Source organism: Nonomuraea sp. NPDC005692 (genome assembly GCF_040631115.1).
Taxonomy (GTDB): Bacteria; Actinomycetota; Actinomycetes; order Streptosporangiales; family Streptosporangiaceae; genus Nonomuraea.
On the sequence record NZ_JBEXYU010000038.1, the window covers coordinates 33614 to 50624 of the forward strand.

17 protein-coding genes are annotated in these 17011 nt (G+C 67.8%); 13 read left to right on the forward strand and 4 right to left on the reverse strand.

Annotated features, from left to right (window positions below; translation table 11 throughout):
* Nucleotides 1–108: 108 nt before the first annotated feature.
* The 5 genes from ABZ459_RS45125 (at nt 109) to ABZ459_RS45145 (ending at nt 7144) form a co-directional block, all read left to right on the forward strand.
* Nucleotides 109–324 (forward strand): DUF397 domain-containing protein, encoded by a 216-nt coding sequence (locus ABZ459_RS45125; RefSeq protein ID WP_357984996.1) that lies wholly within the window; start codon nt 109–111, stop codon nt 322–324.
* A gap of 373 nt (nt 325–697) precedes the next feature.
* Nucleotides 698–1492 carry an inositol monophosphatase family protein gene (locus tag ABZ459_RS45130; RefSeq protein WP_357984999.1) on the forward strand — a complete coding sequence of 265 codons (795 nt, stop codon included), beginning with the start codon at nt 698–700 and terminating at the stop codon, nt 1490–1492.
* Between the two features lie 495 nt (nt 1493–1987).
* On the forward strand, nt 1988–3517 hold the full coding sequence (locus ABZ459_RS45135; protein ID WP_357985002.1) for a hypothetical protein: 1530 nt from the start codon (nt 1988–1990) through the stop codon (nt 3515–3517).
* Between the two features lie 439 nt (nt 3518–3956).
* Nucleotides 3957–5471, forward strand: coding sequence for a hypothetical protein (locus ABZ459_RS45140; RefSeq protein ID WP_357985005.1), 1515 nt, complete (start codon nt 3957–3959; stop codon nt 5469–5471).
* 182 nt (nt 5472–5653) lie between these two features.
* On the forward strand, nt 5654–7144 hold the full coding sequence (locus tag ABZ459_RS45145; protein WP_357985009.1) for a hypothetical protein: 1491 nt from the start codon (nt 5654–5656) through the stop codon (nt 7142–7144).
* 63 nt (nt 7145–7207) lie between these two features.
* On the opposite strand, the gene ABZ459_RS45150 is transcribed toward ABZ459_RS45145, so the two are convergent.
* Both ABZ459_RS45150 and ABZ459_RS45155 read right to left on the reverse strand, forming a co-directional pair.
* A complete protein-coding gene (locus ABZ459_RS45150; RefSeq protein ID WP_357985012.1) occupies nt 7208–8566 on the reverse strand; it encodes a hypothetical protein in 1359 nt (452 codons plus the stop codon).
* Between the two features lie 277 nt (nt 8567–8843).
* The gene (locus ABZ459_RS45155) at nt 8844–10052 is read right to left on the reverse strand and encodes an NADP-dependent malic enzyme (protein ID WP_357985015.1); all 1209 of its coding nucleotides are present in this window, start codon (nt 10050–10052) and stop codon (nt 8844–8846) included.
* Between the two features lie 268 nt (nt 10053–10320).
* Here ABZ459_RS45155 and ABZ459_RS45160 point away from each other — a divergent pair, with 268 nt between their 5' ends.
* From ABZ459_RS45160 to ABZ459_RS45175, 4 genes are read left to right on the forward strand one after another with little or no spacing between them, the layout of a single operon-like run.
* Nucleotides 10321–11178, forward strand: a complete 858-nt coding sequence (locus ABZ459_RS45160; RefSeq protein ID WP_357985018.1) for an ABC transporter substrate-binding protein — start codon at nt 10321–10323, stop codon at nt 11176–11178.
* A 3-nt stretch (nt 11179–11181) separates the two neighbouring features.
* Nucleotides 11182–12009 carry an amino acid ABC transporter permease gene (locus tag ABZ459_RS45165; protein ID WP_357985021.1) on the forward strand — a complete coding sequence of 276 codons (828 nt, stop codon included), beginning with the start codon at nt 11182–11184 and terminating at the stop codon, nt 12007–12009.
* Nucleotides 12006–12749 (forward strand): amino acid ABC transporter ATP-binding protein, encoded by a 744-nt coding sequence (locus ABZ459_RS45170; RefSeq protein WP_357985024.1) that lies wholly within the window; start codon nt 12006–12008, stop codon nt 12747–12749. Before ABZ459_RS45165 ends, ABZ459_RS45170 begins: the two co-directional genes overlap by 4 nt.
* A 55-nt stretch (nt 12750–12804) precedes the next feature.
* Complete coding sequence (locus tag ABZ459_RS45175; protein ID WP_357985027.1) at nt 12805–13233, forward strand: CGNR zinc finger domain-containing protein; 429 nt, start codon at nt 12805–12807, stop codon at nt 13231–13233.
* 4 nt (nt 13234–13237) lie between these two features.
* Here ABZ459_RS45175 and ABZ459_RS45180 read toward each other — a convergent pair whose 3' ends face one another.
* Nucleotides 13238–13531 (reverse strand): S24 family peptidase, encoded by a 294-nt coding sequence (locus ABZ459_RS45180; RefSeq protein ID WP_357985030.1) that lies wholly within the window; start codon nt 13529–13531, stop codon nt 13238–13240.
* Nucleotides 13532–13620: 89 nt separating this feature from the next.
* Here ABZ459_RS45180 and sodN point away from each other — a divergent pair, with 89 nt between their 5' ends.
* The 3 genes from sodN to ABZ459_RS45195 all read left to right on the forward strand — a co-directional run bounded on the left by sodN (nt 13621) and on the right by ABZ459_RS45195 (nt 15371).
* On the forward strand, nt 13621–14022 hold the full coding sequence (gene sodN, locus ABZ459_RS45185; RefSeq protein ID WP_352331376.1) for a superoxide dismutase, Ni: 402 nt from the start codon (nt 13621–13623) through the stop codon (nt 14020–14022).
* A 126-nt stretch (nt 14023–14148) separates the two neighbouring features.
* Entirely contained in the window at nt 14149–14574 is a 426-nt protein-coding gene (locus tag ABZ459_RS45190) for an anti-sigma factor (RefSeq protein WP_352352342.1), read from the forward strand.
* 17 nt (nt 14575–14591) lie between these two features.
* A complete protein-coding gene (locus ABZ459_RS45195; protein ID WP_352352343.1) occupies nt 14592–15371 on the forward strand; it encodes an RNA polymerase sigma factor SigF in 780 nt (259 codons plus the stop codon).
* Here the strand turns inward: ABZ459_RS45195 and ABZ459_RS45200 are convergent.
* Nucleotides 15368–15751 carry a hypothetical protein gene (locus ABZ459_RS45200; RefSeq protein ID WP_357985033.1) on the reverse strand — a complete coding sequence of 128 codons (384 nt, stop codon included), beginning with the start codon at nt 15749–15751 and terminating at the stop codon, nt 15368–15370. The two genes, ABZ459_RS45195 and ABZ459_RS45200, sit on opposite strands and share 4 nt — an antisense overlap.
* 89 nt (nt 15752–15840) lie before the next feature.
* Here ABZ459_RS45200 and ABZ459_RS45205 point away from each other — a divergent pair, with 89 nt between their 5' ends.
* Nucleotides 15841–16806 (forward strand): diacylglycerol kinase family protein, encoded by a 966-nt coding sequence (locus ABZ459_RS45205; protein WP_357985036.1) that lies wholly within the window; start codon nt 15841–15843, stop codon nt 16804–16806.
* The last annotated feature ends 205 nt before the right edge of the window (nt 16807–17011 follow it).

Genomic DNA, 17011 nt, shown 5'->3' on the forward strand with positions numbered 1-17011 from the left:
GACAAATGACTACCTCATTCAAGGTATGGAGAGGTCCTATCATGTCTAGTGCTTGTATCTTCCAGGCGATCCCCCCGCGGGCCGCTGACGAGACGAAAGGAAGCACTCATGACAGACCTCTACGGCGGCAGCCTCGATGACGTGCCCTTCACCCAGCTTCGCGGCGGTGGCCCACAGGGCGAGCACATGGAGACCTGCGTCCTGATCGCCCAGATCCCCGGCATCGACGACGCCTACGCACTCCGCGACTCGAAGAACCCCGACGCCGGAACGCTCCGCTTCACCGGCACCGAGCTGCGCGCCGCCGGAATCGCCACGATCTAGCCGAGACAGGGACAGCCGACCCCTGCCCGAAACCCGGCCCCAAGGACCGAAACGAGCAGGGGCGGCCCCGCCGACCACGGGGGAGCACCATGCACTGGCACGCCTACCTGTGGACCGGCAACGGCGCCGAGCGCGGGAGAGAGGCCGAACCCCCCGGTTTCGCCACCTCGCCGCTTCCCCCGATGCGTACGGGCGACGTGCTCCCTCGATGCGTCGACGTGCAGTGGGAGAATGGCTCCAGAGCGGCCGGTTCCTCACGATCGGCGTGATCTGCTGCCCGAACCGGCACGTCTCCCATCCATGCCCGATCAACCGCCCTCACGGACGAAGGCACCCTTCAGCCTCATAGCGCCCGATGTCTAGCATGAGAGCCATGCTGATCGACGCGGTGACCGAGATCCTTCGTGAGACCGCCGAGATCGCGATCCTCCCCCGGTTCCGCGCCCTCGCCGCCGGCGACGTCTCGGAGAAGACACCGGGCGAAGTGGTCACCGTGGCCGACCGCGAGGCCGAGGAGCTGATCAGCCGCCGCCTGCGCGACCTCCTGGACGTCCCCGTCGTCGGCGAGGAGGCGGCCTCCGCCGACCCCGCCCTCCTCTCCGCCCTGCACGACGCCCCCACCGCCTGGCTCGTCGACCCCCTGGACGGCACGGCCAACTTCGTCGCGGGCCGCCCCGAGTACGCAGTGATGGCCGCGCTGGTCCGGGCGGGCCAGACGGTCGCGTCCTGGATCGTGCGACCGGCCGAGGACGACGTCTACGTCGCCGAGCTCGGCTCCGGAGCCTGGCGGAACGGCATCCCCGTCCACCGCGCCGCACCTCCCGCCGACCCCGCCCGGCTCCGCGGCGCCGCCCTCACCCGCTTCCTGGACGACGACGCCAAGGCCCACGTGACGGCCGCCGCTCCCCGCTTCGCCGCCCTCACCCCGGGGACGAAGTGCGCCGGGGTGGACTATCCCCGCCTCCTGAACGGCGACCAGGACTTCCTGCTGTTCCACCGGACGCTGCCCTGGGACCACGCGCCGGGCGTCCTGCTGCTGACGGAGGCCGGCGGCACCGCCCGCCACCTCGACGCCACTCCGTACAGCCCGTCCGTCCCCAAGCTGGGCCTGCTCAACGCAGCCGACGCGGCCTCCTGGCGGACGGTGCGCACCATCCTTCTCCCCTGACGCTCAGGGTCGCGCCTGCCGCCGGCCCTCGCTTCGCCATGCCCAAAAGCGACAAACACCCCAACTAGCCACATAGCACGCAGGCCCTGTTGGGCCCGGATCCCATACGAAATCGGGCAGATTGTCGAAACCTGAGGGATCCTGACGCGAACCTGAAGATCACCTGTGAACGGCGGGCCGATTTAGACGGATGGGGCCCCAATCTGGTTCCTGTGATCTGGGTCACATTCATCCGGTCACGGAGAGCGACAGATCCCTAACGGAACTTTCGTCCCGGAGTACAGATTCCCTACAGGGCCAGCGAAAACATCTCTTTCCGGTAACATCACGCCAAAGCCTCTGACAGATAACAGCACGGTAACGGCGAAACGGGCCCTTACCGATCCCCTCAGAACGGCTTTCACCTGCGGAGATCACTGGCTATGTTCCTTGCTATCCCTTTACTGACGCATGGGACGCATGTTGCGACCCACGACAGACCAAGGAGCAGTTCCCTTGAAGCGCATCCTCATCCCCGCCGGTGGCGCCATCCTGGCTACCGGCCTCCTGGCCGCCGGCCTCGCCGGTACGGCCTCGGCCGACAGCGACATCTCCACCGACGCGATGGCGGCGAGCGCGGCCAACGCGAAGGCCATCGCCCAGTTCTGGGCCGAGAGCAACGGTGCCGCCCTCCGGGCCGCCACCGAGTCCAACGTCTGGGACAAGGCGGACGTCGCCAAGCTGCAGAGCAAGGGCGGCTACAGCGCCGACACCAAGCCGGGCACCACTGCCCCGATTGGTGAGGAGAAGAAGACCACCGCCAAGACGCAGAACGTCAACATGCCGAAGACCATCGGCAAGGTGTTCTTCGTCAACGGCAAGGGCGAGAAGAAGTGGTGCTCCGCCACCTCGCTCCAGTCGAAGTACCGCAACCTGGTCGCCACGGCCGGTCACTGCGTCTACGACACCGGCGCCAACGCCGATGTCATGTCCAAGTGGGTCTTCGTCCCCGGTTACTACCAGGGCAAGTCCCCGTGGGGCATCTACGTGGGCAAGCAGGCCTTCACCCACTACGACTTCGACGTGTACGAGGACTTCGACCGCGACTACGCGTTCGTGACCGTGTACAACGGCGTCCAGCTCGGCGCCGGCACCTCCAAGCAGGTCTCCAAGGCCGACTTCGACAAGTACCAGGGTGTCAAGGACGCCAAGGACGTCGAGATCAGCCGCGAGGAGTTCCGCAAGGGCAAGCTCGACCCCACCTCCACCGAGGCTTACTGGGTCAAGCGGGGCACCGCCCCTGAGGCGACCGGCCCCGACTTCCCCGGCGCCGAGGCCGGCAAGGTCGAGGTCAGCGAGAGCACCTACCGGGCCGCTCGGGTCGGCAAGGGCAACGGTTTCAAGTTCGGTGAGCCCGTCACCGAGATCGTGACCGACTCGCAGGCTTCCACCTACCTGGAGAACCAGAAGAAGGACGCCGCGAAGTACCCGGCCAAGGTCGTCAAGGACGCCCGCGGCAACTGGACCATCACGCACTTCTTCGTGCAGCAGTGGTACAAGCCGGGCTCGGACACCAAGTACTACAAGACCGTCTTCTTCATCATCGAAGGCTTCGCCAAGGACGCCGGTCGCCTCGGCGACAACGTCGGTGGCCAGGGCTTCGCGTGGAACCAGCCCACCGGCAAGGACGTCCGCGTGTTCGGCTACCCGGCCGCGCCGCACCCCGACGGCCACAAGAACTACACCGGCATCACGCCGAAGTGGTGCTACGGCAAGACCACCAAGAAGCTGGTCGGTTCGGCCGCCAAGAAGATCGAGGAGCACGTGGCGCTCAAGTGCGCCATGACCGAGGGCGCCGACGGTGGTCCTTGGCTCCTCAAGTACAGCAACGCCAAGCGCCTGGGCTACCTGAACGGTGTCACCAGCACCTTCAACGACCAGGACGGCAACAACCGCGTGGACTACATCTCCTCGCCGTACTTCGACGGTGAGACGAACGTCGTCTACAAGGCCGCCGCCAACGTTTGGTCCGGCAAGATCGTCTGATGACGGCTTCCGACGACCGGTCTTGACCGATCGCAGGAACCGTCAGCAACCGAAGGGCTCGGCATCCGCCGGGCCCTTCGGCCTTTTCCGGGCCGGAAAGTGAAGGCGTTTGGACGCATGCGACGCCGAAACGGTGCCATCAACTCAATGTGATCTGCGTCACACTGCCCGAGCGAGCCGGATCAAGGGTGACCGCCGGGCCCGCCGGAACCGCTCACACCTTCTTTATGTTGATCAGGGCAAACAGCCTGAAGCCCGACTTCTGCCGACTCCTACGCAACAGGGACCTAAACATCACAGAACGATAACGCCCGGCTTGTCGCATCTTTTCCTCTCAAAGCGGCTACCGGATTTCAAGATCGACACTGTATGTTCCTGGCTATCCCTTTACTGACGCATGGGACGCAAGAGGCGTTCCACGACAGCGCAAGGAGTTACCTTGAAGCGCATCCTCCTCCCCGCCGGTGGCGCCCTGCTGGCCACCGGTCTGCTGGCTGCCGGCCTCGCCGGTGCCGCCCAGGCCGACCCGGACGTCGACGCCGCCGCTCTCGCTGCCAGCGAGCAGAAGGCCGCTGAGGTCCTGGACTTCTGGACCAAGTCCGACAACGCTGCCCTGAAGGGCGCTACGGCGTACTACTGGGACAACAAGGACGTCAAGAAGATCGTTCAGAAGGGTGGGTACGTCGCTGACGGCAAGCCCGGCCAGTCTGAGCCGATCGGCGCCGAGAAGACCACCACGGTCAAGTCCCAGAACGTGAACCTGCCGAAGTCCATCGGCAAGGTGTTCTTCGAGGGCCGCGACGGCAAGCTGTACTGGTGCTCCGGCACCTCGATCCAGTCCCAGTACCGCAACCTGGTTGCGACCGCTGGTCACTGCGTGTACGACATCGCCGCCAACGACGAGGTCGTCTCCCGCTGGGTCTTCGTCCCGGGTTACTACCAGGGCAAGGCTCCCTGGGGCATCTACGTGGGCAAGCAGGCCTTCACGCACTACGACTTCTCGAACTACGAGGACTTCGACCGCGACTACGCGTTCGTCACCGTGTACAACGGTGTCGGCGGCGTCCTCAACAAGGCGAAGCAGGTCACCAAGGCCGAGTTCGACGCCTACAAGGGCGAGAAGGAGCCCAAGGTCACCCAGGTGACCCGGGAAGAGTACGTCAAGGGCAAGCTCGACCCGAAGACCACCGAGTACTACTCGGTCGACCCGGGCAGCCGCGCTGAGAAGGTCGGCCCCGACTTCCCCGGCGCTGTTGTCGAAAAGGTCGAGGTCAGCAAGTCCACCTGGTGGAGGGCTCCCGTTGGCAAGGCCAACGGCGCCAAGTACGGCGAGCCGGAGACCTCGCAGGTCACCAAGCACGAGTACCTCAGCTACCGTGGCCCGGGCGAGAAGAACGTGGACTCCGCCGGCAACTACACCATCACGCGTTACTACACGCAGCAGTGGTACAAGCCGGGCACTGAGTTCAAGTTCCTCCGCACCGACTTCTTCATCTACGTTCACGAGATCAAGGACGTCGGCCGCCTGGGCGACAACGTCGGTGGCCAGGGCTTCGCCTGGAACCAGCCGACCGGCAAGTACGTCCGTACCTTCGGCTACCCCTTCGCCAAGCACCCCGACGGTTCGAAGCCCTACTCCGGCGTGACGCCGAAGTGGTGCTACGGCAAGACCGGTGCGAAGGCCACCAAGGTTCCGAGCCTGAAGATCGAAGAGCACATCTCGCTGAAGTGCGCCGTCACCGGCGGCTACAACGGCGCCCCGTGGCTCCTCAAGTACAGCAACGCCAAGCGCATGGGCTACGTCAACGGCGTGACCAGCGTTCTGTACGACACGGACGGCAACGACCGCTGGGACTACATGTCCTCGCCGTACTTCGATGGTGAGACCAACGCGGTCTACTCCTCGGCGGCGAAGGTGTGGTCGGGCAGCCTCATCCCGAAGGCCGACAGCTGATCTTCGGTATGACACCGAGTTGAGGGTCCAAACCTCCGCTCACCCCTGCTTTACCCGAAGGGCTCGGCATCTGCCGGGCCCTTCGGCCTTTCCGGCGTCAAACCGAGAAGAACCCTTACCAGAGTGACTAAAGGGTCGATAGGGTTTTGACGCCCTTCTTGACAACCCGTGTGGAGCCTCCCTTGAAGCGCCTGCTCATCCCCCTCGCTGCTGCCAGCTTGAGCGCCGCCGCGCTTGCCGTCCCCGCCGACGCCAACCCTCATTGGGTCACCGACGACCTGACCGCCAAGCCCTCGGACGCCTACAGCGCCGCGTACTTCTGGCTCGACGCCAACGGCGCCGCGCTGCGCAAGGCGACGGAGTACCAGTGGGACGCCAAGGACGTCACCAAGCTGGTCGCGGCCCGTGGCGAGGAGAACGCCGCGCCCGACGGCAAGCCCGGGCTGACCGCCCCCACCGGCGCCCCGAAGCCCAGCGCGAGCAAGAACGTCAACCTGCCCAAGACCATCGGCAAGGTCTTCTTCGTCGACAGCGCGGGCAAGTACCGCTGGTGCTCGGCGACCTCGATCCAGTCGCGGAACAGGAACCTGGTGGCGACCGCCGGCCACTGCGTCTACGAGACCGGCAAGGACGTCTACAGCAAGTGGGTCTTCGTGCCCGGCTACTACCAGGGCAAGTCCCCCTGGGGCGTCTACGTCGGCGCCTACGCCTTCACCGCGTACGACCTCGACACCTACGACGACTACGACGGGGACTTCGCCTTCGTCGCCGTGCACAACGGTTTCACCCTGGCTGGCGAGAAGCAGGTGGAGGCCAAGGAGTTCAAGGCGTGGGGGGGCGACAAGTGGATCAAGCCCCGCGAGATCGACGCCAAGGAGTTCGAGAAGTGCCTGCTGAACCTCGGCGACTGCTGGTCCGAGGGCGAGGACAAGCCGGCCGACGTCGTCGGGCCTGACTATCCGAACGCCGTGCTGGAGAAGGTCGAGGTCGGCGAGGAGGCGTACAAGGCCGCCAAGGTCGGCAAGGGGAACGGCTACAAGTTCGGCGAGCCGGTCGTCGAGCAGGTCACCAAGACCCAGCTGGACGCCTACAAGGGGCTCGGCAAGAAGGGCACCGACAAGTTCGGCAACTTCACGATCACCCACTTCTACACGCAGAAGTGGGTGAAGCCCGGCACCTCGCGGAAGTACTTCATGCCGGAGTACGTCATCGGCGTCGCCAAGGACATGGGCCGGCTCGGGGACGTCGTCGGCGGGCAGGGCTTCGCGTGGAACCAGCCGCGCGGCCAGAAGGTCACCGTCTTCGGCTACCCCGCCGCCCGGCACCCCGACGGCGACAAGCCCTACACCGGCGTGACCCCCAAGTGGTGCTCCGGCAAGACCGGCACCAAGACGTACCAGGTCAACACCTTCAGGGTCGAGGAGCACCAGGTGCTCAAGTGCTCCATGACCGCCGGCGCCGACGGCGGCCCCTGGCTCATGAAGTACGACAACGGCAAGCGCACCGGTTACGTCAACGGCGTGACGAGCATGTTCCACGACCAGGACGGCAACGACCGGATCGACTTCGTCAGCTCCGCCTACTTCGACGGCGAGGTGGCCGACGTCTACAACAAGGCCAACTACGCCGAGACCAAGAGCATCGTCGGCCCGAACGGCGAACTGCTCAAGTAGGACCACCGGTGAAGCCCCGGACCGCCGAAGAGGCGGCCCGGGGCTTCGCCCGTCCCGGGGCCGTCACACGGACGTGAGCTCGCGCGTACGCTCGCGCAACGCCATGACGGCCCGCTCGTGCTTGTAGGGCTCCAGCCGCCGCCGCAGGTCGGCCGCGTACGACCGGGACCGCGCCGACTGCAGCTCTCCGGCCAGCGCCAGCGCGTTGCCCGCCGCCTGGCACGCCTCCTCCAGCTCGCCGCACTCCAGCAACCCGGCCGCCAGCAGCGACAGGTTGAACATGCGCCCCCGCACGTACCGGGTGTCCATGTCGAGGGAGCGCCGCGCCAGCCGCACCGTGCGCTCACCCTCCCCCAGGTCGCGGAAGCAGTGGGCGAACTTGGCCGACAGGTAGGCCTCGTCGAAGTAGCTGAGCCAGCGCGGCTCCTCGGTGGGCCTGCGGGCGTCGAAGGCGAGCTCGGCCTGGTGCAGTGAGGCCCCGCAGGACCTGGGGTCGCCGAGGCCCGCGTGCGCGTGGGCCTCCAGCACCTGCGCGGAGGCCAGCAGGGTCTGGACGCCGGCCCGCCGGGCCGCGAGCTGGGCGGCCCTGGCCAGGTCGAGGGCGTGGGCCGGCTGGCCCATGTAGATGGCCTGATGGGCCATGCCGGCCAGGATCTCGCCGCCCAGGGTGTGGTCGTCGGCGCCCCTGGCCAGGCGGAGGGCCTGGATGAGGTAGCGCTGGGCCAGGCCGTGCTGCTCCATGTCGTAGGCCATCCAGCCGGCCAGGCGGGTCAGCTCGGCGGCCGCGGCGGCCAGCTGCTTGCCGGTGGACTCGCCGTAGCTGCCGTCCTTGAGCAGGGGGGAGACGGCGGTGTCGAGGTACTTCACGACGGACGAGCGGACCCGGCCGCTGCCGAAGCGGTTGTCGAGCTCGCCGAAGGACCGGGTCACCTCGTGGATCGCGGCGATGTCGGCCCTGCCCACCCGGCGCGCTCCGGTGCCGCTGGGACGCCCTTCGGGAGGCGCCGTCAGCCAGCGTATGGCTCCGACGGATCCTGCTCCGATCGCGAAGGTGGAGTCGATCAGAAACCTCCGTCTCTCCACGTCGGCCCGCCACAACGCCGTCACGGTCGCGACCCCCTCCTGCCACGTGTGGGTGAACTCCTGCCCGAGGTCGAGGGGCGTGATGTTGGTCGGCATGCCCAGATCCTCCGAGCTCACCGGGCGGCCGAGCCGCAGCGCGAATATCTCTGTGAGCAGGCACGGGACGGGATCCCGTGGCTTCTGGCCCCCGATCCACCGCAGCACGGAGCTGTGGTCGTACTTCAGCCCGGGGGTGCCGCGCGCGGCACCCAGGTCGTTGAGGCGCCTGGCCAATCCCTTGTGGGAGAAACCCGCCTCCGCGATGAGCTGCTGCAGCAGTCGGTTAGGCTCGCGTTCCATCGCTCTCCTCGTCACAGGAGTCGGCGCCCACATCCTTACAGAGCGCTATTTTTATAGCACGTTGTGTAAAGGCTTTTCGGCAGTTCCCAAAGGTCACGCGAACTCCATCGCAGTCCCCTCGCCAGCCCTGCTCGGGATCAGGATCTGGATCCGGCTCACCTGGACGGGGAGCTCATCTACCCATGCCTCGGGCGGGAAACCGCAATGCCTGCTGACCTGTGCGGAAGCGGGAAAACAAGCGAGCGGGGGCCGATCGGCCCCCGCTCGTGACGGTGGATCAGGCGCGCGCGACGCCGTCGGCGCGGGCCTGGGCGGCCACGGCGGCGGTCACCGCGGGGGCCACCCGCCGGTCGAACGGGCTCGGGATGACGTACGTGGCCGAGAGGTCGTCGCCGACGACGGCGGCCAGCGCCTCGGCGGCGGCCACCTTCATGTTCTCGGTGATCGTCGTGGCCCGCACGTCGAGGGCGCCGCGGAAGACCCCCGGGAAGGCCAGGACGTTGTTGATCTGGTTGGGGAAGTCGGAGCGCCCGGTGGCGACCACCCTGGCGTGCCGGGCGGCCACCTCGGGATGGACCTCCGGGGTGGGGTTGGACAGCGCGAAGACGATGGCGTCGGGCGCCATGGACGCGATGGCCGCCTCGGAGACGGTCGAGCCGGACAGCCCGAGGAAGACGTCGGCGCCGGCCAGGGCCTCCTCGGTGGAGCCGGTGTGGCCGGCCCGGTTGGTCTCGCGGGCCAGGGCCTCCTTGACCGGGTTGAGCCCTTCGCGGCCCTCGTAGATCATGCCCTTGGAGTCGGCGACCGCGATGTCGCCGATGCCGGCGTTCAGCAGGATGCGGGTGACGGCGACGCCGGACGCGCCCGCGCCGGCCACGACGGCGCGCAGGTCGCCGAGCGCGCGGCCGGTCAGGCGGGCGGCGTTCCGCAGGGCGGCCAGGGCGACGATGGCGGTGCCGTGCTGGTCGTCGTGGAAGACCGGGATGTCGAGCAGGTCGCGCAGGCGGTCTTCGACCTCGAAGCAGCGCGGGGCGCTGATGTCCTCCAGGTTGACGCCGCCGAACGACGGCGCGAGGCGCACGACGGTCTCGACGAGCGCGTCGACGTCGGTGCAGTCGAGGCAGATCGGGACGGCGTCGACGTTGCCGAACTCTTTGAACAGCAGCGCCTTGCCCTCCATGACCGGCATGGCGGCCGACGGCCCGATGTCGCCCAGGCCGAGCACGGCGGTGCCGTCGGTGACGACGGCGACCACGTTGGAGACCCAGGTGTAGTCGTTGACCAGCGAAGGCGTCTCGGCGATGGCGGTGCAGACCCGGGCGACGCCGGGCGTGTAGGCGAGCGACAGGTCGTCGGCGTCGCGGACGGGAATGGTCGAGCGGACCTCCAGCTTGCCCCCGCGGTGGAGCGCGAAGGCCGGATCGAGGTCGAGCGGTTCGACGGAAGCAGAAGCGGGCGTGGCAGACACAGCGACCCCTGTATTCATCGGAGCGGAGCGGAAGAGACCTTCGGCGTACGAGCGCGAGTGGGCTGGCTTCGGTAGCTGCCAAGCTCCCCCTCGTCGGTCGTCTCTGAGGGGTTACGGGGGTCACCCGTCTCCCCATAGTGCCACATGGTGAGATGGTCGATGGTGTCGGAGCCGACGCCGTTCCGTTGACGCATTGTTAAACGCGGGATGACGGACCGCAGCTAAACCCCCTTTAAACTGCACAAAACGCAAGTTACGTGGCATAACTCTTTCGAGGAGGCCGTACATGGCCCTCAGCCCCAAGGGCCGCCGTGGCTACGCTGTCGGCGCGCTCGCCCTGACCGCCGCTCTCGCCCTCAGCGCCTGTGGCAGCGACACCGGAGACTCCTCCGGCAGCACGACCGGCGCGAGCACCTCCGCGGCCGGCGGCGTGAAGCTCGTCCAGCCCGGCAAGCTCACGGTCTGCACGAACATCCCGTACGAGCCGTTCCAGTTCAAGGACGACAGCGGCAAGATCGTCGGGTTCGACGTGGACATCGTCGACCTCGCCGCGAAGAAGCTCCGCGTGACCCAGAACATCGTGGACATCGACTTCGCGGTGATCAAGAGTGGCGCCGCCATGGCCGCGGGCAAGTGCGACGTGGCCGCCGCCGGCATGACGATCACCGACGAGCGCAAGCAGAACATCGACTTCTCCGAGCCCTACTTCGACGCCACCCAGGCGCTGCTGGCCAAGAAGGGCTCGGGCGCCAAGTCCCTCGAGGACGTCAAGGCCAAGAACCTCAAGCTGGGCGCGCAGGCCAGCACGACCGGCCTCGACTACGTCAAGAAGCAGGGCTTCAACCCCACCGAGTACGCCGACTCGGCCAAGGAGCTGCTGGCCCTGCAGGCCGGGCAGGCCGACGTGATCGTCCAGGACCTCCCTGTGGTGCTGACCTGGCTGAAGAAGCCCGAGATCGCCGAGAAGTTCGAGCTGATCGCCAGCCTGGACACCGGTGAGCAGTACGGCATCGGCCTGAAGAAGGGCGCCGACCCGACCCTGCTCAAGACGATCAACGAAGAGATCACCAAGGCCAAGCAGGACGGCAACTACGAGAAGATCTACGTGAAGTGGTTCGGCAAGAAGCCCGGCGAGCTGGGCTGATCCATGGCTGACCAGCCGAAGACCGCTGAGCCCGGCCGGGCCGGGCTCAGCCCTCGGAAGAAACAGCGGATCACGCGGGCCGTCCAGTACGTCGTGCTGGCCGCCGCGCTCGTCGCTGTCGTCCTGTACGCCGACTGGGCCAGTCTCGCCCAGAACTTCGCCAAGGTCGACGTGGCCAAGCAGGCGCTGCCCGACCTGTTCACGGTCGCGCTGCGCAACACGATCATCTACACGGTGGGCGGTTTCGTCTTCGCGTTCGTGCTCGGGCTGCTGCTCGCGCTCATGCGGTTGTCGCAGGTGCGGCCGTACCGGTGGATCGCGGGTATCTACATCGAGATCTTCCGCGGCCTGCCGGCGCTGCTCATCTTCCTGATGATCACCTTCCTGCCGCTGGCGCTGCCCGGGTTCGAGGTGCCGTTCGGCACGTACGGACAGGGCATCCTGGGCCTCGGCCTGGTCGGCGCCGCCTACCAGGCGGAGGTCTTCCGGGCGGGCCTGCAGGCGGTCCCCAAGGGCCAGACGGAGGCCGCCAGGTCGCTCGGCATGTCCGCGACCCGGGCACAGGTGACGGTGGTCATCCCGCAGGCCATCCGCATGGTGATCCCGCCGACCACCAACCAGTTCGTGTCCCTGCTCAAGGACTCCTCGCTGGTGCTGTTCCTGGGCGTCTCCGGCGAGTACGTCGAGCTGGCCAAGTTCGGCAACGACCTGGCCTCCCAGTACGCCAACGCCACGCCCATCATGGTCGCCGGCGTGACGTACCTGATCGTCACGATCCCGCTGGGCTACCTCGCGTCCCGGCTTGAGGGGCGTAAGCGGAGGAGCCAATGACGCACGCCATCGAGCTACGCGGACTGCACAAGTACTTCGGCAGGAACGAAGTGCTCAAGGGCATCGACATGACGGTCGAGCCGGGCCAGGTGGTGTGCGTCATCGGGCCGTCCGGCTCGGGCAAGTCCACGCTGCTGCGCTGCGTGAACCTGCTGGAGGAGCCCACCAAGGGCAAGGTCTACGTGCAGGGCGTGGAGGTGACCGACCCCGACGTGGACATCGACGCCGTACGACGCCGCATCGGGATGGTCTTCCAGCAGTTCAACCTGTTCCCGCACATGACCGCGCTGCAGAACGTCATGATCGCGCAGCAGCGTGTGCTGAAGCGCGGCAAGCGGGAGGCCGAGGTCGTGGCCCGGGAGAACCTGGAGAAGGTGGGCGTCGGCGCCAAGTGCGACTCCTACCCCACCCAGCTCTCCGGCGGACAGCAGCAGCGGGTGGCCATCGCCAGGGCGCTGGCCATGAACCCCGACCTGATGCTGTTCGACGAGCCCACCTCGGCGCTCGACCCGGAGCTGGTCGGCGACGTGCTCACGGTCATGCGCAAGCTGGCCGAGGAGGGCATGACCATGCTCGTGGTCACCCACGAGATGGGCTTCGCCCGCCAGGTGGCCGACCGGGTGGTCTTCATGGACGGCGGCGTCGTCGTCGAGGACGGCGAGCCCGCCCAGGTGATCGGCGACCCGCGGCACGAGCGCACCCGCACGTTCCTGCACCGGGTCCTGCACCCGGAGGAGTGAGCCGTCCGGGCCCCCGGAGGTGCCGGGGGCCCGGCGACTCGTGTAATACTCCCGCATGGACCTGACCTCTTACGCAGAGTGGGCGGTCCGCCTGATCAACGATCCCGCCCCTCCCCCGGAGCTGACCGCCCTGCGCGCCGAGCTGGCCGCCGTGTTCGACGTCGCGGGCGACGCGCGCGCGGTGGCCGAGCGCCTCAACGCCCTGCTCGTGCGCTATCCGGTGCACCCGCGGCTGTCGGACCACGACGGCCAGGGCTGGCACCTCCACCTGGCCGAGGACTCCGCCGCCAGCGCGGTGATGGGCCTGGCGGCCGTCGTCGCCGAGGTGGGCGCCGACCGGCTGGGCCGCTGCCACGAACCGCGCTGCGGCCGCGCCTTCCTCGACACCTCCTCCAACCGCTCCCGCCGCTACTGCTCGCCCCGCTGCGCCACGCGCGCCAACGTGGCGGCCTACCGGCGCCGCAGGAGCGCCCAGGAGGGCTGAGAGGTCACCTGCGGCGCACCAGCGGCCAGTAGCGCAGCACGACGCGCCCGACGATCTCCTCGACCGGCCCGAAGTCCCAGCTGTCGCGGCGCCCGCCGGCGCGCTGGTTGTCGCTCTCCAGCCACCAGCCCCCCTCGCCGTGCCACTGGGCGCGTTTCACGATGAGCTGATCGGGGTCGTCGGGCAGCCGGGCCACGACGAGGTCACCCGGATGGACGGCGGCTCCCCGGCGGACGAGGAGCCAGTCGCCGGGGACCAGCGCGGGACGCATCGAATCGCCCTCGACACGCACTCTCATGGGCAGAGACCCCCTACTCCGCAGGCGTTGGGACCCGAGTAAGGTCGGTTGTGGACCAAGCTGATTCAGCATCAAGGAAGGACTTTCTGATGCTCGCACGACTGCTACGACCCAAGCATGTCGCTTCCGCCCACTGCGACCTGCCCTGTGGGGTCTACGACCCCGCCCAGGCCCGGATCGAGGCCGAGTCGGTCAAGGCGATCATGGAGAAGTACGAGGCCAGCGACGACCCGGTCTTCCGTACCCGCGCGCTCATCATCAAGGAGCAGCGGGCCGAGCTGGTCAAGCACCACCTGTGGGTGCTCTGGACCGACTACTTCAAGCCGCCGCACCTGGAGCAGTACCCCCAGCTGCACCAGCTCTTCTGGGAGGCCACCAAGCTGGCGGGCGCCGCGGCCGCCAAGGGCACCGTCGACGGCGGCAAGGCCGACGAGCTCCTGGCCAAGATCGACGAGATCTCCAAGATCTTCTGGGAGACCAAGGCCGCCTAAACGGCACAAAAGGCTCTGTGCGGTCCAGACCGCACAGAGCCTTTTCCGTTGATGGCGAGTCTGAATCCGCCAAGCACCTCCCGGGGGCGGTAAGTTGCAGTTGGCGTCGGAAACGCGAGGAGGAACGTGACCGAGGAAACCGAGACGCGTGCGGAGGGTGTAGCGGGCATCCGCGACGTGGTGAGCATCAGGCTCCCCGCCGCGAGTGCTTACCTGTCGGTGCTGCGCACGGCCACCGCCGGCCTGGCCGCCCGGCTTGACTTCACCCTGGACGAGATCGAAGATCTGCGCATCGCGGTCGACGAGGCGTGCGCCATGTTGCTGAGCGAGGCGGTTCCGGGCACCGACCTGACCGCCGAGTTCGAGCTGACCGGCGACGTGATGAAGGTCAGCGTCGAGGTGGCCACCGTCGGCAGCTCCGCCCCCAAGCGCGACGACTTCGCCTGGATGGTGCTGACCGCCCTGGCCGACGACGTCGACGCCGTGACCGACTCCCCCGACCGCATGGCGATCGTCCTGCGTAAGCGCCGAGGCGCAGCGAGGCCGGCGTGACGGAAAGGACTGGAGCCATGGCCACCAGCGAACACGCCGTGCCCGACAGGGTTCGCGCCCGCTTGCTCTTCGCCGAGCTGGCCGAGCTGGGTCCCGAGGAACCGCGACGCCAGCGCATCAGGGATGAGCTGGTCGAGCTTCACCTTCCGCTGGTCGAATACCTGGCCCGGCGCTTCCGCAACCGCGGCGAGTGGCTCGACGACCTCACCCAGGTCGCCACGATCGGCCTGATCAAGTCGATCGACCGGTTCGATCTCAAGCGCGGGGTGGAGTTCTCCACCTACGCCACGCCCACCATCGTCGGCGAGATCAAGCGGCACTTCCGCGACAAGGGCTGGGCGGTCCGGGTGCCGCGCCGCCTGCAGGAGCTGAAGCTCTCGCTGACGAAGGCGATCAGCGACCTGTCGCAGCGCGAGGGCCGCGCGCCCACCGTCGCCGAGCTCGCCGCCTACCTCAAGATGACCGAGGAGGAGGTGCTGGAGGGCCTGGAGTCGGCCAACGCCTACTCCACGGTGTCCCTCGACGCGCCCGACTCCGGCGACGACGACGCCCCCGCGGTGTCCGACTCACTGGGCATCGTGGACGAGTCGCTGGAGGGCGTCGAATACCGCGAGTCGCTCAAGCCGCTGCTCGAACGGCTGCCGCCGCGCGAGAAGCGCATCCTGCTGCTGCGATTCTTCGGGAACATGACGCAGTCGCAGATCGCGACCGAGCTGGGCATCTCGCAGATGCACGTGTCCCGGTTGCTGGCCCGTACCCTCGCCCAGTTGCGCGAGGGGCTGACCGCGGAGGACTAACCGTCCCCGTAGAGAGCATGGGTGGTGGGGGGCGCGAGCAGCGCCACCAGCCCGGTCAGGGCGACCACGATCAGCGGAACGCCGATCAGTGGCTGGTCCGACTGGATGAGCGTGACCCCGACGGGCAGCAGGAAGATCTGTACCAGCACGCCCGGCGACCTCCCCCACCGCTCCGCCCGCAGCAGGCCGCCCCAGGCGACCCAGAGCAGCCCGGCCCCGATCAGCAGCCCGAAGGCCGACTCGGCGATGGCCGTGGTGAGGCTGTCAGGTGTGCTCACCACCGTCTCCACCGCGACGTAGATCCCGAGCCCGAGCGCGACGAGCCCCTCCAGGGCCACGACGACGGCGGCGACGAGCAAACTCCACGGACGCTTCGACACAGCCAAACCCTATCCGCCCCCGGGTCCGGTCCCGCCGGGGATGTTCCCCCACCCCGAACGGGTCGGCGATCAGCGGCTACGCTGGCGATATGCGCGCAATGTTGCTGGTCAATCCCAAGGCCACCACCACCAACGCCCGCACGAGGGACGTGTTGATCCGCGCGCTGGGCGCGGCCGTGGAGCTGTCGGTGGAGGAGACCGGCTACCGGGGGCACGCCGCGACGCTGGCGGCCACGGCCCGCGCCAAGGGCTTCGACGTGGTCGCGGTGCTCGGCGGCGACGGCACGATCAACGAGACCGTCAACGGCCTGCTCAACCCGGTCAACGGCCACGACGTCCCGCCGGCCGACGATCCGAGCTCCGGACGTCCGGGCCTCATCGTGATCCCCGGCGGCAGCGCGAACGTGTTCGCCCGCTCCCTCGGCCTGCCGAACGACCCGGTCGAGGCCACCGGCGCGGTCCTGGAGGCGCTGAGGGAGGGCCGGCGCCGGACCGTGGGCCTGGGGCAGGCGCTCTGGGAGGGAGAGAACCGGTACTTCACGTTCTGCGCGGGCATGGGCTACGACGCCGAGGTCGTACGGGCCGTGGAGGGCCTGCGGGGCACGGGGAGGAAGGCCACTCCTGCCCGGTATGTGAACACCGCTCTGCGGCACTATCTGGCCACGGACAAACGGCACGCCCCGATGACCCTGACCGGGCCGGGCATCCCGGCGGCCGCGGGCGTGTTCTTGGCGATCATCACCAACACCTCGCCGTGGACGTACCTGGGGGCCAAGCCGGTGACGCCGACGCCCTGGGCGAGCTTCGAGACCGGGCTCGACCTGCTCGGGCTGAGGCGGATGGGGCCCGTCCAGATCGCCGGCCTGATCCGGCAGATCCTCACGGAGAGTGACGCCGTCCCGTCCGGCAAACACCTCGTCCAGCTGCACGACGAGGCCGAGTTCACCCTCACGGCCGACCGTCCCGTGGCCTTCCAGCTGGACGGGGACTACCTGGGCGAACGCGAATCCGTAACGTTCCGGTCTACCCCGAACGCGTTACAAGTTCTGGTCTAGCTGGTTACATTCGGTCATTGTGTGACGCATCCGACATCCATAACCGCCAAAACTTCGCCCCAACCCCCTTGCGTGCACTCTCCGTGGCTGGAAGGCTCAAGACTGACGTCGGAACGTAGGACCTTTAACAACCCCAAGGCCCTCCGGCCGTCAGGCGGACAACCCCGGTCCAACACCTGGATCCGGGTAATTGTTCGCGCGAGTT

Excerpts from the sequence above, each read along its gene's own strand:
- ABZ459_RS45130 (WP_357984999.1), top strand. The coding sequence starts at position 698 with ATGCTGATCGACGCGGTGACCGAGATCCTTCGTGAGACCGCCGAGATC.
- ABZ459_RS45165 (WP_357985021.1), top strand. The coding sequence starts at position 11,182 with ATGGCTGACCAGCCGAAGACCGCTGAGCCCGGCCGGGCCGGGCTCAGC.
- sodN (WP_352331376.1), top strand. The coding sequence starts at position 13,621 with ATGCTCGCACGACTGCTACGACCCAAGCATGTCGCTTCCGCCCACTGC.
- ABZ459_RS45150 (WP_357985012.1), bottom strand. The coding sequence starts at position 8,566 with ATGGAACGCGAGCCTAACCGACTGCTGCAGCAGCTCATCGCGGAGGCG.
- ABZ459_RS45175 (WP_357985027.1), top strand. The coding sequence starts at position 12,805 with ATGGACCTGACCTCTTACGCAGAGTGGGCGGTCCGCCTGATCAACGAT.
- ABZ459_RS45195 (WP_352352343.1), top strand. The coding sequence starts at position 14,592 with ATGGCCACCAGCGAACACGCCGTGCCCGACAGGGTTCGCGCCCGCTTG.
- ABZ459_RS45155 (WP_357985015.1), bottom strand. The coding sequence starts at position 10,052 with ATGAATACAGGGGTCGCTGTGTCTGCCACGCCCGCTTCTGCTTCCGTC.
- ABZ459_RS45170 (WP_357985024.1), top strand. The coding sequence starts at position 12,006 with ATGACGCACGCCATCGAGCTACGCGGACTGCACAAGTACTTCGGCAGG.
- ABZ459_RS45160 (WP_357985018.1), top strand. The coding sequence starts at position 10,321 with ATGGCCCTCAGCCCCAAGGGCCGCCGTGGCTACGCTGTCGGCGCGCTC.
- ABZ459_RS45180 (WP_357985030.1), bottom strand. The coding sequence starts at position 13,531 with ATGAGAGTGCGTGTCGAGGGCGATTCGATGCGTCCCGCGCTGGTCCCC.
- ABZ459_RS45205 (WP_357985036.1), top strand. The coding sequence starts at position 15,841 with ATGCGCGCAATGTTGCTGGTCAATCCCAAGGCCACCACCACCAACGCC.
- ABZ459_RS45125 (WP_357984996.1), top strand. The coding sequence starts at position 109 with ATGACAGACCTCTACGGCGGCAGCCTCGATGACGTGCCCTTCACCCAG.